General features: G+C 60.6%; 10 protein-coding genes. 1 reads left to right on the forward strand and 9 read right to left on the reverse strand.

The annotated features are described in order from the left end of the window. Position 1: 1 nt before the first annotated feature. Complete coding sequence (gene metE, locus MRK42_RS11935; RefSeq protein WP_338610103.1) at positions 2–2281, reverse strand: 5-methyltetrahydropteroyltriglutamate--homocysteine S-methyltransferase; 2280 nt, start codon at positions 2279–2281, stop codon at positions 2–4. Positions 2282–2465: 184 nt separating this feature from the next. On the opposite strand from metE, the gene MRK42_RS11940 reads away from it, so the two are divergent. Next, complete coding sequence (locus MRK42_RS11940) at positions 2466–3380, forward strand: LysR substrate-binding domain-containing protein (RefSeq protein ID WP_338610105.1); 915 nt, start codon at positions 2466–2468, stop codon at positions 3378–3380. Between the two features lie 79 nt (positions 3381–3459). On the opposite strand, the gene MRK42_RS11945 is transcribed toward MRK42_RS11940, so the two are convergent. The 8 genes from MRK42_RS11945 to MRK42_RS11980 all read right to left on the reverse strand — a co-directional run bounded on the left by MRK42_RS11945 (position 3460) and on the right by MRK42_RS11980 (position 13786). Beyond that, positions 3460–4251, reverse strand: a complete 792-nt coding sequence (locus MRK42_RS11945) for a siderophore ferric iron reductase (RefSeq protein WP_338610107.1) — start codon at positions 4249–4251, stop codon at positions 3460–3462. A gap of 104 nt (positions 4252–4355) precedes the next feature. After that, a complete protein-coding gene (locus MRK42_RS11950; protein WP_338610109.1) occupies positions 4356–6491 on the reverse strand; it encodes a TonB-dependent siderophore receptor in 2136 nt (711 codons plus the stop codon). A 272-nt stretch (positions 6492–6763) separates the two neighbouring features. Next, positions 6764–7639: an AraC family transcriptional regulator gene (locus MRK42_RS11955; RefSeq protein WP_338610111.1), complete on the reverse strand. Its 876-nt coding sequence runs from the start codon at positions 7637–7639 to the stop codon at positions 6764–6766. Between the two features lie 196 nt (positions 7640–7835). Next, complete coding sequence (locus tag MRK42_RS11960; protein WP_338610113.1) at positions 7836–8390, reverse strand: VOC family protein; 555 nt, start codon at positions 8388–8390, stop codon at positions 7836–7838. Beyond that, positions 8384–9148, reverse strand: coding sequence for a hypothetical protein (locus MRK42_RS11965; RefSeq protein ID WP_042028943.1), 765 nt, complete (start codon positions 9146–9148; stop codon positions 8384–8386). The genes MRK42_RS11960 and MRK42_RS11965 overlap by 7 nt, the downstream gene beginning before the upstream one ends. 178 nt (positions 9149–9326) lie before the next feature. Further along, positions 9327–10052: an oxygen-insensitive NADPH nitroreductase gene (nfsA, locus tag MRK42_RS11970; protein WP_338610116.1), complete on the reverse strand. Its 726-nt coding sequence runs from the start codon at positions 10050–10052 to the stop codon at positions 9327–9329. Between the two features lie 72 nt (positions 10053–10124). Further along, a complete protein-coding gene (locus MRK42_RS11975; protein ID WP_026457802.1) occupies positions 10125–11690 on the reverse strand; it encodes an AbgT family transporter in 1566 nt (521 codons plus the stop codon). Between the two features lie 140 nt (positions 11691–11830). Continuing rightward, complete coding sequence (locus MRK42_RS11980) at positions 11831–13786, reverse strand: EAL domain-containing protein (protein ID WP_124239294.1); 1956 nt, start codon at positions 13784–13786, stop codon at positions 11831–11833. Between the last annotated feature and the right edge of the window lie 554 nt (positions 13787–14340).

Consider the following 14340-nt stretch of genomic DNA (forward strand, 5'->3'; position numbering starts at 1 on the left):
CTCAGGCCAGCTCGGCCCGCAGCGCCCGGGTCGCCTCCACCATCACGCTGAGGGCGGCGGTGGTCTCTTCCCAACCGCGGGTCTTGAGGCCGCAGTCCGGGTTGACCCAGAGCCGCTCGGCCGGGATCTGCTTGGCGGCCTTGCGGATCAGATCCTCAATCCAGCCCTGGCTCGGCACGTTGGGCGAGTGGATGTCATAGACCCCCGGGCCAATTTCGTTGGGGTAGTTGAAGCGCTCGAACGCCCCCAACAGCTGCATCTGGCTGCGGCTGGTCTCGATGGTGATGACGTCTGCGTCCAGCGCCGCCACCGCCTCTATGATGAGGTTGAAGTCGCTGTAACACATGTGGGTATGGATCTGGGTGCTGTCCACCACCGGGCTCGCGCTCAGGCGGAAGGCACGCACCGCCCAGTCGAGGTAGGCCTGGTGATCCTGCTTGCGCAGGGGCAGACCCTCGCGGATGGCCGGCTCGTCGATCTGGATGATCTTGATGCCGGCGGCCTCCAGATCCGCCACCTCGTCGCGAATGGCCAGACCGATCTGCAGGGCGGACTGCTCGCGGCTCACGTCTTCCCGCGGGAAGGACCAGCAGAGGATGGTCACGGGACCGGTCAGCATCCCCTTCACCGGCTTGTCGGTCAGGCTCTGGGCAAACTTGGTCCACGCCAGGGTCATGGGGGTCGGCCGATCGATGTCACGGGTGATCACCGGCGGCTTGACGCAGCGGGAGCCATAGCTCTGCACCCAGCCGAAGCGGGTGATGGCAAAGCCGTCCAGCAGCTCCCCGAAATACTCCACCATGTCGTTGCGCTCGGCCTCACCGTGCACCAGCACGTCCAGCCCGATGGCCTCCTGGCGCAGGATGGCATCCTTGATCTGGGCCTGAATGCCCGCCTCGTAGGCGCCATCGTCGATGCGACCGGCCCGCCAATCCTGACGCAGCACGCGGATCTCCGGGGTCTGCGGGAAGGAGCCGATGGTGGTGGTGGGCAACAGCGGCAGCTTGAGCTCGGCGCGCTGAACCTCTGCCCGTACCGGATAGGGGTTGTGGCGATCAAAATCGCTGTTGGTGAGGCTGGCCAGGCGCGACTGCACCGCCTTCTTGTGCACCCGGCTGTCGGACTCCCGAGCGATGATGGGCTGGCTGTAGGCCGTGATCTTGTCCAGATCCCCGCCATCCGGCTCTTTGTTATCTAAATAAGCAGCCAGCAGGCCCAGCTCGTAGCACTTTTGCAGGGCGAAGGCGAACCAGCTGCGGGTCTGGGGATCCAGCTCCTGCTCCGAGGTGAGATCCACCGGGCTGTGCAAGAGGGAGCAGGATGATGCCACCCAGAGCTGCTCGCCATATTTCTCCTTGAGGGCCTTGAGGGTCGGGGCCAGCTTGAGCAGGTTGGCGCGCCAGACGTTGCGGCCATTGATGACGCCAGCCGAAATGACCCACTGGGCCGGCAGATAGGGCAGCAGAGTCTGCAGTTGCTCGGGGGCGGCCACCAGATCCAGGTGCAGGCCGTCGACCTTGAGGCTGGTGATGATGTCGCGCTGATGGGCCACAGAACCGAAGTAGGTAGTGAGCAATAGCTTGCAGGGGCCGGCGAGGCGCTCATACGCCTTGAGATAGGCCAGTCGCCACTCATCCGGCAGATCCAGCGCCAGCGCCGGCTCGTCGATCTGTACCCACTCCACGCCCTGGGACGCCAGCTTCGCCAGAATTTCCTGGTAGACGATGAGCAAGCGATCCAGCAACTCGAGGCGGGAGAAACCGCTCTCCTTCTCCTTGCCAAGCCACAGGTAGGAGACGGGGCCCAGCAGCACCGCCTTGACCGGCAACCCCAGGGCCTTGGCCTCCTCAACCTCGTCAAACAGCTGACTCCAGCCCAGCTTGAAGCGCTGGTCGCGGCTGAACTCGGGCACCAAATAGTGGTAGTTGGTGTTGAACCACTTGGTCATCTCGGCGGCAGCGGCGGCAGGGCCGGTCGGCGCACGGCCACGGGCGACCCGGAACAGGGTATCGAGATCGGTGTCGCCGTGACGGTGACGGGCCGGTACCGCATCCACCAGCAGGCTGGTGCCGAGCACCTGGTCGTACCAAGCAAAATCCCCGACCGGCAGCAGGTTGACCCCGGCGCTGCGCTGGGCCTGCCAGTGACGCTCACGCAGGCTCTTGCCCACGGCGATAAGCTCGGCCTGGCTGGTTTCGCCACGCCAGTAGGATTCGAGGGCAAATTTCAGCTCGCGCTTGGCGCCGATGCGGGGGAAACCCAGGGTATGTGCTCGGGTCATAGTTCCAATTCCTTATGCTCGTTCATCTGATGGGAAACTGGATGATTTGGCCATCCAGATGTTTACACATCCAAAATGACAAGATAAGGTGGCGTTGGCTATTGAATCCTTTTCAACTGCTTCTCAAGAAATCTTCAACTGACACGCAAGCGCATCGTCAGCCGATGCCACAAGGAGCCATGTCATGGCGGTGCCAAGTAATTCAAGCATCGAGATCAAACACTTGAAGACGGTGACGGCACTGGCCGAGCAAGGGTCGCTGGCAGGGGCGGCGCTCACCCTCAACCTCACCCAGTCGGCCCTCTCCCACCAGTTGAAGGAGTTGGAGACTCGCCTCAATCTGGAGCTGTTTTTGCGAAAGAGCCGACCCCTGGTGCTGACGGCGGCGGGCAACCAGCTGCTGACCCTGGCCCGTCAGGTGCTGCCCGCCCTGGCCCAGACAGAGAAGCAGCTACAGGCCCTGCACAACGGTGACGCCGGCCGCCTGCATCTGGCGCTCGATTGCCACAGCTGCATCCAGTGGCTGCTGCCGCTGTTGCCTGATTTTCGCCGCCAGTGGCCAGGGGTGGATCTGGAGGTGGAGTCGGTGCCGGGCTTCGATGCCCTGGCTGCCCTGCTCGGCGGCCAACTCGATCTGCTGCTCACCTCGGACGTGCAGGCCCGCGGCGATCTTCATTTCGAACCGCTGTTTGCCTTCGATCTCACCCTGGTGATGGCACCGGATCACCCGCTCTGTCGGCAAGCGCGCATCGCACCAGAAGATCTTCGCCAGGAGGTATTGCTGGTCTACCCGGTGGAGCGCACCCGGATGGATGTGTTCAGCCGCTTCCTGCAACCGGCCGGAGTGGAGCCCGCTCGCTGCAAGCCGGTGGACAACACCTCGGTCATGTTGCAGATGGCTGCCGCCGGGCTGGGTGTCGCCGCCCTGCCGCGCTGGGCCAGCGACGAGTTTATCCGCCAGGGGCTGCTCGAAACACGGCCACTCGGGGATGGCGTGCGCCGCCATATGTATGGCGCGGTGCGCGCCGCCGATCGGGATCAGGCCTGCCTGCAGAGCCTGTTTGCCCGCATTCGCAGCAAGATGGGCGATCAGAAATAGACATAACAAGGCCGCCATAATGGCGGCCTATATCGGAAACAGGTGTTTGCCAGAGGCAAGGCGAGCCAAGCATCGATGGCTATGGCTCGGCCGGCTCCCCTGTCTTCTTGCTCTCCTGGCGCCGCGGGCAGTTGCCGCAGAGCGCGCCATCGCGGCGCTTGTAATGCAGGCAGCAACGCTGACGCACATAGCCGGGGGACGCATCATTCTGCGGTAACGAGGCCGGACGCCACCCCGCCAGATGGCTATCCGGCAGGGCGCAGGCGGCGAGCCAGAGCGGTGCGTGGGCCGCCACCGTCTCGCGGCTCACCTCGGCAAAAAAGTCCGGCACCCGCACCAGTGCCGCCAGCAGATCATCGGCCAGGAGCGGGCGCACGAAACCGGGCCGCAACCGTTGAACCCCGCCAAGCAGCGCAAGCAGTGCCTGCCAGTGCACCTGCAACCGCGTGCCCGCAGCCTCGATCAGGGTCTCTGTCTCCCCCTTGATCATGGGCGCCACCGGCAGGGTCATGCCACTGACCAGTCCCTCCCGATAGCCCAGTTCCAGCTTATCCAGCGCAGGCACGGCCCCCTGGCGATAGACGGCCACCATGGCCAGATAGATGGACTGCCAGCTGAGCATGCTCCAGCTGCGGGTCAGCCAGTAGGCCGGACCCGCCTCCGGATGTGCCTGCTGCCAATAGGCATAAAGCCCGGCCGCGACCTGGGCAGGCGACATCGGCGAGGATGACGTCAGCAGAGCGCTCCCCTCCGCCTCCCGAATGCGTCCCGTCAGCGACGGGATAAGCTTGGCGGCGACCGCAAACAGAGCCCGATGCTCCGCCGCTATCTCATCCCGAGGCGCTCTCCGCAGTGCTTCCAGAGTAGGCATGGCGAGTACAGTGCGCCCCCCATCAGCCCCGGTCGGATGACGCGGGGCTGATGGAGCATAAGAGGGTGCGCTGGCAAGCCCCGGACGATCTCCGGGGCGCAGGGTCAGAATGCGTATTTGAGTCGCGCCTCCAGGTTGCGCTCGGCCCCGAACCAGCAGTTGTTCCGGTCGTAGCAGGAGTAGTAGGTCTTGTCGAACAGATTGCTGGCGACGAGAGAGGCTTCCACCCCCTTGAAACGCTGGCTGAGATGCGCCAGATCGTAAGAAGCACTCATGTCCATCAGCAGGTAATCGGGCACTGTGCCGCTGTTGTCGGCATCGAGCTGGGCCTTGCCCACATAACGCAAGCCGGCCCCCAGCCACAGACCCCGCTCGAAGCGATAGTTGCTCCACAAGGAGGCGGTCTGCTCGGGCACCCAGACCGGCGTTTTGCCCTGCAGGCTCGTGGTATCGCGGGTGATCTCCATATCGAGTCGGGTGTAATTGAGCACCAGATCAAGCTGGCTGGTTAGCTCGACCCTCCCCTCCAGCTCGACGCCGCGGGAGACCATCTCCCCGGTCTGCAGCATGGGGCCGTAGAGGTTGTCCGGATCCGTCACCAGCGCGTGCTGCTTGGTGATGTGGAACATCGAGACGGTCGCCGTCTTGCTCATGTCATCGGAGAGGTACTTGACGCCCCCCTCCCACTGCTGGCCGGTGGCCGGCTCAAACGCCTTGCCATGCTTGTCTGCCCCCGATACCGGCTCGAAACTCTCGGCATAGCTCGCATAGGGGGAGAAACCGCCGTCCAGCTCGTACAGGGTGCCGAGGCGCAAAGAGAGATTGTTCTGATCCACGGTGGCCAGGGTATGGCTCGCCGCCCCCTGATAGAGGGAGTGGCTGTCGGTGTCCATCCGGTAGCTGTCGTAGCGCGCACCGCCAATCACCACCAGTCGATCGAGGCGCAGTTGATCCTGCAGATAGAGACCGCTCTGGTGCTGGCGGATCACCTTCTTGTCCTGGTAGTTGAACGTTGGCTGCACCGAGGCCAGCTGGTTGTGGTTCGGGGCGAAGATGTCAATGGCGGGCGCCGAATAGTCCAGGGTATCCTGGTAAAGCACATGGGCATCCAGATACTGATAGTCGACCCCGAGCAGCAGGTTGTGCTGGGCGGCGCCGGTTTGTACCCTGCCCGCCAGCTGGTTGTCGATGACAAAGCCACGGGAGTCTTCATCCGTCAGATAGGCGTTGCGGGTCAGGGTACGGTGATCCACCTCCAGCGCCCCGTTGTAGGTGTTGCGCTGATCGGCCGAGGCATCCATATAGCGGGCATTTTGCAGCAGTTGCCAGCGATCGTTGAAGTCGTGGCTCAGCTTGTAGCCCAGCAGGGTCACCTCCCGACTGTAGTGGTTCCACTGCTCGTCCCCCAGGAAGGTGTCACTGCCAAGCTGGCCCAGGGGATTGGCCTCCACCGAGCCGCTGGCCGGTACCGTCGTGTAGATGCCCGCCGCCGGGTCCCGCTGGTAGTAGAGATTCAGGTTGAGCAGGGTGCGCTCGCCCAGCTGCCAGTCCAGCGATGGCGCAAAGACGTAGCGCTCCTCCTGTGAGGTAACCGCCTGCCCCTCTTTCTGGCGGGCCAGCCCTACCATGCGGTAGGCGAGGGTCTCGCTGATGGCCCCCGTGCTGTCGAGGCTCATCTCCTTGAGATTGCCCGTGCCTGTGGCGACGTTCACACTGTGGCTTGCCTCACGCTGGGGGCGCTTGGCGATAAGGTTGACCATGCCGCCGGGGGGCATACTGCCATAAAGCACCGAGGTTGGCCCCTTGAACACCTCCAGCTGCTCGATGGCCACCGGATCTATCTGGGGTTGCAGGTTCCACTCGTTGTACTGCAGCAGCAGGCCATCGTAAAAATTCTGGTAGTTGTCAAAACCGCGGATGTTGAATAGATCCAGCCGGTTGACGGCACCCCCGCGCAGCTCGGTGTTGACGCCGGGCACATAGCGCAGCGCCTCGCTCACCGAACTGACACCTCGCTGTTCCAGTGTCTCGCCGTCCACCACCGAGATGGCCTGGGGTGTCTCGATAGGGTCGAGCCGGGTCTTGGTCGCTGTGTTGCGATAAGTCTGACCGAGCACGGTCAGGGTCTCATCGGCCTGCGCCTCCTGCGAACGCTGGGCAGGGGCGGCCAGCACGGAACCGGTCAACAGGGTGGAAATGGTCGCGGCGACCACGGTCAATGTAGGGCGAACAAATTGCATCTGATCCTCGACTGCCTAATGCGCGTTAATAGTAACAAATCTCATTTGCATTTTATTGCGCTAATTGGTCCCGAAATTAACAATTTGGGGCATGTTGGCAGGCAAGGCGGTGAAAAACAGACAAAAAAGCCTCAACCGAAAACCCTTCGTGTCGAGTGAAAATGGCTTTGAATTCAAATGACTATCTAGTCAGGTAAGAGGCAATGGGTAGATGATCAGTGCCCACCAGGACGGCGGCTCGTTCCCAGACAGCCCCCTCGAGCACTTTGGGATCAGCGCGGTGAGATGGGCAACCAGTACTCCATGCTGGCATCCGGCTGCTGGCCGTCGAACCCGACGCCATAGCGCTCCAGCTCGAATCCGTCCAACCCGCGATAACTGGAAGATGGCAGCCAGTGCAGAATGAACCAGTTGAGACTCTCTCCCAGCTGGCTGATGGGGCCCACGTGGGTGAGTACCGCATAGGTCTGGGCTGGGATGGTCAAGGACGCAAGTCCCGGTGATGCCTCGTCACCTTCCTCTGCCACACAGGCCCAGTAGGGCAAAATGGCGCCCGCCGCCGAGACATCCACGACACCGATCAGCTCCCTTGCCCTCTCCAGCGCACCGGTATCACGCAAGGCCCGCCAGATGGCGGGCACCGTCTGCTGAAAATCGGGCGCCTCGGCAAACAGACCGCTGATCTGCCCCCTGACCCCATGCAGGGTGAAACCAGGCTTGCTCTCTATTCGCACCTGCACCAGCTTGGGGGGACTTGCAACCGCCATCGCTGCCCTCACCAGCGGAGTACGCAACCCCTGTCTCAGTCCCCGCTTTCGATAGGCCAGCGGTGAGCAGCCAAACTGCTGCTTGAAGGCACGGCTAAAACTCACCTCTGAGCCAAAACCGTAGCAGAGCGCCAGATCCAGCACTCGTTGCCGTCCCGACAGCAGCGCCTCCGCCGCCAGGCTCAACTTGAGCTCGCGCACATAGCTGGCCACCGTCAGCCCGGTTTCGTGCAAAAACATCCGCTGCAGTTGCCAGCGCGACCAGCAGCTCTGTTCCGCCAGCTGCTCCAGCGACAAGGGTTCATCCAGATGGGAGTGGATGTAGTCGAGCACCCGTTCAATTCGGGTGAAGTGGTACGGGACGGGGTGTGACGAGGACATGATGCTGGAAACTCACTCCGTGATGGCAGCATGAGGGTCATTTACGGGGGACTCCCGGCAGGGCGCCAGTGTGGCACAAGGTATGCCACAAGGCACCCACCCCATCGGGATAGATGGTATTCGCTTGCCAGCCGTAAAAAGCGCAGCGCTCTGCCCGGCTGGCAATCTTACTCACGATTCCACGGGGTAAGGCTAATTACGCCCGGGAGAAATAATCGGCGGGAACGAGCACCACGGCGCCGGTGGCCACCTCTTCGGCGATCACTTCGGCCAGGGAGCGCAGGTGGAATTTGATCTGCCCCGACGGCAGCATCAGGCCTATGTCCGGGTTGCGCTCATCCATCATATTGTCAGTCTTGAACGGCAACGTCGGGTACAGCTCCACCAGGGTGGCCAGCGAAGGCACCACCAGCTCGATATGTTCAAGCCCAGCCTGGTGGCTGCGCCCCGGTTTGGGGGCTGCCAGCTCGATGCAGGGGACTTCGACATCCCCTACCCTGACAGGCTGATTCAAGCGATAGGTCGCGATGGGGCGCCCACCAATCATCCCCTCCACCAGCAACTCCCCCGCCCCCGTCAGTACCTCGCACAGAGACTGGTATTCGGACAAATTGGCGGCACGGTAGCAGAGGTGATCGATATGGGGAGCTGTCATGTTGACGCCAAGGGCGGCCAGTTCGGTCAACAGCTGAGAAACAAATGGGGCCATTGGCCCCAGTGTGGAATCGAGTGGGTGAGACATGGTTACCATTTCTTCTTGGGTTGGAACAGGACATCGAGCTCGTCGGTCTCCCTGTCCTTGATGTTTTGCAGATCCTGGGCACTGTTTTGCTGCTGCAGCTCATCCAGAGCCATGAGCCCCTGACGCATATCCTCTTCCCGCGCCAGCAGATAAGGATCCTTGTCGCTCACCCCCGCCATCACGGACAGTCCCTTGGTATAGAGCTGGCGACAGGTACCGTACTGGCCCTGGATCTGGGCATCCATCGCCCGCTTGACCAGGTTGGAGATATTGATCTTGAGCTGCATCAGCTCAAGGCGGCGATCTTCCTGGGCAAATCCTTGCGGATCTATCTTGCCCTTGTTGTGTTCGACCCGCAGCAGGGCGCGCATCTTCTTGACCAGTTGCAGCATCTGGATCGCCTGGCGATCCGACTCCGGTGTCTTGAAGTGGCCTTCATCCTGACTGCTGTAATTCTCCTGCACGTTCTTGATCTGGGTCTGCACATCGGCAATCCGCTGCTTGACCTGGGTATTGGGCATCAACAGGGCAATGGCGCGGTAGGCGTCGAGAATGCGGTGTTGCAACAGCAGCACCATGTTTTTGGAGAAAGGCACCAGATTGACGTTGAGCAGGACCTCTTCGGTCTCGTCGGCCACCGTCTTGTGTCTGGCAACAGCGTGGCGCTTGTCGGCCTCCGCCTTCTGCTTATATTGCTGCACCACGTTATAGGCGATGACCAAAAACAGGAGCGCGCCAATAGACAGCAATACCAAAGTGATAATCATAGGATGTCCAAACCCCTGTCCCAATCCAATTGCGTGATCCTACAACAGCTTACCTACTTAAGGTAGCCTGCAGAGCCCCTGTGTCCACGATTTGTCATCAAGCTGTGTCCCCGGTCTCAGGGCAGGATCTGGGGGCTGGCCGAAATGGCCACCCCCTTAGTATCGCCCAGCGGGATGATTACTTGAGATTAAAGCCCCGGGATTGCAGGAACCCCAGCATGAAGGGACGGGACTCCTTGCCCAGAATGGCGCGGATCTGGCTGCTCCAGGTCTGCTGCTTGTTATTGCTGCTGCGCGCCTGGTAATAGGCCAGGATCTGCTCGTCGTATTGTGCCAGCAAATCGCGATCCAGCGTCTGTTGGTTGCGATCCTGATGCACCACCAGCGCCTTTGGCAAACGGGGCTTCTGCTCCGGCTGCTGGGCAGGATGGCCCAGACAGAGACCAAACAACGGGATCACCTGATGAGGTAACCCCAGGAGTTCGCTCACCTCGACCGGATGGTTGCGAATACCGCCGATATAGACACCGCCCAAGCCCAGGGACTGGGCAGCCAGCAGGGCATTTTGCGCCATCAGGGCACCGTCGATGGCACCGATGAGCAACTGCTCCGCGTAGCCGGTTCTGGCATCGGGCACGATCTGGGTATGGCGATAGTAGTCGGCGCAGAACACCAGAAACTCGGCGGCTTGGGCCACATAAGGCTGGTTGCCGGCAAGCTCAACCAACCGGGCACGCGCCTGCGGCTCTGTCACCCGGATGATGCTGGTCACCTGCAGAAAACTCGAGCTGGCGGCTGATTGCGCGGCGGCGAGGATGGCATCCAGCTGCTCGGGCACTATCGGCTCGGCGCTGAACTGGCGAATGGAACGATGGGACAGGATGAGATCGATGGTCGGATTCATGGCACCTCCAAAATGAGGTAACACCATAACCAAAAAAACGAGGGAGCCCAAGGCTCCCTCGCACTCACCCCATCAAGGGGCCGGATAGACATAGGGGGCCTGCAACCCGAGAGGGAAGCCCAGCGCCCAGTAGACCAGCAGGAAGATGGTCCAGCTCACCAGGAAGGCCAGGGAGTATGGCAGCATCATGGAGACCAGGGTCCCGATACCTGTGCTCTTCACATAGCGCTGGCAATAGACCACCACCAGCGGGAAGAAGACCATCAGGGGTGTGATGATGTTGGAGGCTGAATCCCCTACCCGGTACGCCGCCTGAGTCAGCTCGGGGGAGATCCCGACAGCCATCAGCATGGGCACCAGGATCGGGCTGATCAGCGCCCATTTGGCGGAAGCCGAGCCCACCACCAGGTTGACGGTGGCAGTAAGCAGGATCATCCCGACGATGGTCACTTCACCCGGCAGCGCCAGGGCGTGCAGCACTTCGGCACCGGAGAGGGCCAGCAGGGTGCCCAGGTTGGAATCACCAAACGCCTTGATGAAGAGCGCACAGAAGAAGGCCATCACCATGTAGGAGCCCATCTTGTTCATGGTGGCCGACATGGCATCGATCACATCCTTGCCGCTCTTGAAGGTACCGGCCACGAAGCCGTAAACGATACCGGGCAGGATGAAGAGCAGGAAGATGAGCGGCACGATGGACTTCATCACGGGGGCAGCGAAGGTGGTCAGCGAGCCGTCTGCGGCACGCAGGGGGGAATCCGCCGGCGAGAGCGCCAGGGCCAGCAGCGCGATGGCCGCCAGCATGGCAAATCCGGCCCAGTTGAAGGCGCGACTCTCTTGCGCGCTGTAGCGCCCCATCTCGTCGGCACTCTCCAGATCGTCGTTGAGGGGCACATGCTTGAGGCGCGGCTCCACGATCTTCTCGGTGACAAACCAGCCGACACAGATGATCAGCAGGGAGGAGGCCCCGGTAAAGATGATGTTGCACAGGGTGTTGACCATGTACTCGGGGTCAAGCAGCTGGGCGGCTGACTGGGTGAAGCCCTGCAGCAGGGCGTCACCACCGGAGGGCAGGAAGTTGGCGGCAAAGCCACCGGACACGCCGGCAAACGCCGCCGCAATCCCCGCCAGCGGATGACGACCCGCGGCGTGGAAAATGATGCCGCCGATGGGGATCACCAGCACATAACCCGCATCAGCAGCGGTATGGCTGACGATGGCCACCAGGATCAGCATGGGGGTCAGGAAACGGGCCGGCGTCACTTTCAGCAGTTTTTTCAGGCCGGTATTGATGAAGCCGGATTGCTCGGCAACCCCGACCCCCAGCATGGCGACCAGCACGATGCCAAGGGGGGCAAACCCGGTGAAGGTGGTGACCATGCTGGAGAGGAACTCGGCAAGGCCGGCACCGGTCAGCAGGTTGTTGACGACCACGGCTTCGCCGGTGCGGGGATTGACCAGATCAAACTGGAATTGCGACAGCACCCAGGAGCCGACCCAGACGATCAGCAGGGCATACAGAAACAGCATGGCGGGGTCGGGTAATTTGTTCCCGGCTTTCTCGACACCATTCAGGAAGCGGTTCAACCAGCCGTTGGATTGGTTGCCCGGACTGGCATGGACTTCGGCTTGACTCATTATTGCGGTACTCCTTTCCCATGAAATGAGGCCGCATGCTAGCAATCTCTGCTAAAAAGTCCTATGACGCACAGCAAAAAAGTGCACTAAATTGCGAAAAACTTAACATTATAAACTGCAAAAACACGATTCACAGCACATTAATTAATCAGCGAGGCAATTCCCACCAGTGGATAGCTTCCCATTTGACACTCAACCGTGAAGTCGCTCGCTTCCACTTCGGCCACCGTCTGGGGCTTGCTGAACAGATAGCCCTGGAAGGCATGACACCCCTGTGCCTTCAAGGCTGCCAGTTCGTGCGGCTCTTCCACCCCTTCGGCCATGATCCCCAGTCCCAGGCTGGTAGCCATGGCGGTGGTGGCCCGGATCACCGGCAAATTGAGGCCCACCACAAAGGAGCGATCCAGCTTGATGGTGTCGATGGGAAGCCGGTTCAGGTAGGCAAGGGACGAGTAGCCTGTGCCAAAGTCATCGATGGCGATCTTGATCCCCTGCTCGCTCAAGGCATCCAGGATGTCGAGGCACCCTTTCATGTCGAGCATCAGTACCGTCTCCGTCAGCTCCAGCGTCAATAGCGAAGGCTCGACCCCGTGCAGTGCGAGCTGTTGGGCCACCTGTTCCGGCAAGGCGGCGGAGAGCTGGAAACCCGAAAGATTGACCGAGACAGGCACCCGCTTGTGGAACTGTCGTTGCCAAGACGCCATCTGGGCCAGCGCCGTGGTGAGCACCCAGCTGCCAATCTCGCGGATCAGCCCCATCTCCTCGGCCAGGGGGATGAACTCAATGGGAGAGACATGGCCCAGTACCGGGCTGTGCCAGCGCAGCAGCGCCTCATAACCGGTCAGACGACCTTTCGCCACATCGACCTGGGGCTGGTAACTGAGGCTCAGCTCCTGGCGGCCAATGGCCTTGGCCAGAAACTGCTTGAGATTGAGCTTGCGTTGCAGGGTCTGCTGCATGCTGGGAGTAAAGCGCTGCCAGCGCAGCCGCCCCATCTGCTTGGCCTGATACATGGCCATGTCGGCCCGGGTGATGAGATTGTCGCCATCGTCGGCATCATCCGGATAGATGGCGATGCCGATGCTCCCCCCGATGGTCACCTCGGGCAAACCGTTGAGCTGCAGGGGCCTTGTCATCTGGGAGAGCATCAGATCGGCCACCTCCTGGGCCCGATCGGCCTGACCGCCCAGAGGCACCAGCGCGGTAAACTCGTCCCCGCCGAGACGGGCCAGCTCCACATCCCGCGGACAGATCTGCCTGAGCCTGCCCGCCACCCGTTCAAGCAGGCGATCGCCGGCCTTGTGGCCATAGTTGTCGTTGACCAGCTTGAAGTTGTCCAGATCCATGAACACCAGCGCGAAACGCTCTCCCAGCCCGCAGTAGGCCTCCAGGGACTTCATCAGACCATAGCGATTGAGCAGACCGGTCAGGGAGTCATGCCAGGCCAGGTGGCGATGTTCCAGCTCCTCAAGCTTGCGGTCGGTAATATCCCGCATGGTGAGCAGGATCCGCGCTCCCTGCTGGATATAGCGGAATTGAAACTGGAACCAGCGCATCCCCTTGAGGGTGCGGCACTCCCCTTCCGTGACCACTTCATCAAGGCGGGAGAGCTTCTGGTAAAAGCTGTCATCGTTGCCGGGAAAGATCTGGGCAAGCTGTTCGATGCTGCGGCCAAAGCACATCTCGAAGTGATAGTTGCCGCTCTCGAAGCTGCCCTGGCTGTCAAACAGGCAGGCCAGCGTATCCCCGGTCGCGAGGGAAGATTCCTGATAGAGGGAGTCGGAGTCCAGTACCGCCTCGGTCATCATCATCAGACGACCCGCCAGCCGGATACCGGAAAGACGCAGATAGATCTGCTTTTTGACCCCCTTGGGAGAGAGGGTCCACCACTCGTTGTAGCTGCGCCCCTGCTTGAAATCCCCCAGGTAGCGCTGCAACAGGAGATCGATGGCGGTAGCCATGTCGGCAGAAAAATCGCGAGCGCGAAGCTCATCGAGGGAAGTTGCTTCCCAGACCGGCAGCGCGGCGTTGTTGGCCCAGAAAATATGGTGATGCTCGATGTCATAGACCCAGATGGGGGTATGCAGAACATCCATCGTTTTCAGTAACCGTTCGTCAAGGGTATTCATCTGGTCAAGGTCATTCATACTGGATGATCACTGGTTAACCGAACAACAGACAACGCACACTGCCATCTGTCGAATGCCGGGTGCACATAATTTGTGCCCACATTTGATCAAGATGGCCTCGAGCAGAAAATACCATTTCAGATATCGGCAACGGATGGCGATATGCTGAAACGACAATAGGACTCAGCCAAGAACCTGGTTATTACAGGTTAATTGCAATATCAATTTTTATCTTTTTTTATCAGCAAAAACAACCACTAAGAGTGAGCCAGCTGACACTGTTTGAAACAATTTGGTACTTTTTTCAGGATATTTTCAATTGACAAAGTGTTGAATTCAAAAATTTCCTGTCAATTTATGCCGCCAACTTTCCATTAATTAACCAATTGGCTGGACAAAGCGGCAAAAAAAACGGCAATACGGTTAATATCCGTTCCTTAAGCAGTTTCTGATATACCACTCTGCTACTTTGCGACCAGTTACCAGCCAAACTTGAAATATATGATCACCATCACATATAG

Source organism: Aeromonas sp. 19NY04SH05-1, from assembly GCF_040581895.1.
Lineage (GTDB): Bacteria > Pseudomonadota > Gammaproteobacteria > Enterobacterales > Aeromonadaceae > Aeromonas > Aeromonas enteropelogenes.

What these genes read in the sequence shown, in the direction of transcription:
- metE (WP_338610103.1), bottom strand. Translation starts at nt 2,281, where the DNA reads ATGACCCGAGCACATACCCTGGGTTTCCCCCGCATCGGCGCCAAGCGC.
- MRK42_RS11940 (WP_338610105.1), top strand. Translation starts at nt 2,466, where the DNA reads ATGGCGGTGCCAAGTAATTCAAGCATCGAGATCAAACACTTGAAGACG.
- MRK42_RS11945 (WP_338610107.1), bottom strand. Translation starts at nt 4,251, where the DNA reads ATGCCTACTCTGGAAGCACTGCGGAGAGCGCCTCGGGATGAGATAGCG.
- MRK42_RS11950 (WP_338610109.1), bottom strand. Translation starts at nt 6,491, where the DNA reads ATGCAATTTGTTCGCCCTACATTGACCGTGGTCGCCGCGACCATTTCC.
- MRK42_RS11955 (WP_338610111.1), bottom strand. Translation starts at nt 7,639, where the DNA reads ATGTCCTCGTCACACCCCGTCCCGTACCACTTCACCCGAATTGAACGG.
- MRK42_RS11960 (WP_338610113.1), bottom strand. Translation starts at nt 8,390, where the DNA reads ATGGTAACCATGTCTCACCCACTCGATTCCACACTGGGGCCAATGGCC.
- MRK42_RS11965 (WP_042028943.1), bottom strand. Translation starts at nt 9,148, where the DNA reads ATGATTATCACTTTGGTATTGCTGTCTATTGGCGCGCTCCTGTTTTTG.
- nfsA (WP_338610116.1), bottom strand. Translation starts at nt 10,052, where the DNA reads ATGAATCCGACCATCGATCTCATCCTGTCCCATCGTTCCATTCGCCAG.
- MRK42_RS11975 (WP_026457802.1), bottom strand. Translation starts at nt 11,690, where the DNA reads ATGAGTCAAGCCGAAGTCCATGCCAGTCCGGGCAACCAATCCAACGGC.
- MRK42_RS11980 (WP_124239294.1), bottom strand. Translation starts at nt 13,786, where the DNA reads ATGGATGTTCTGCATACCCCCATCTGGGTCTATGACATCGAGCATCAC.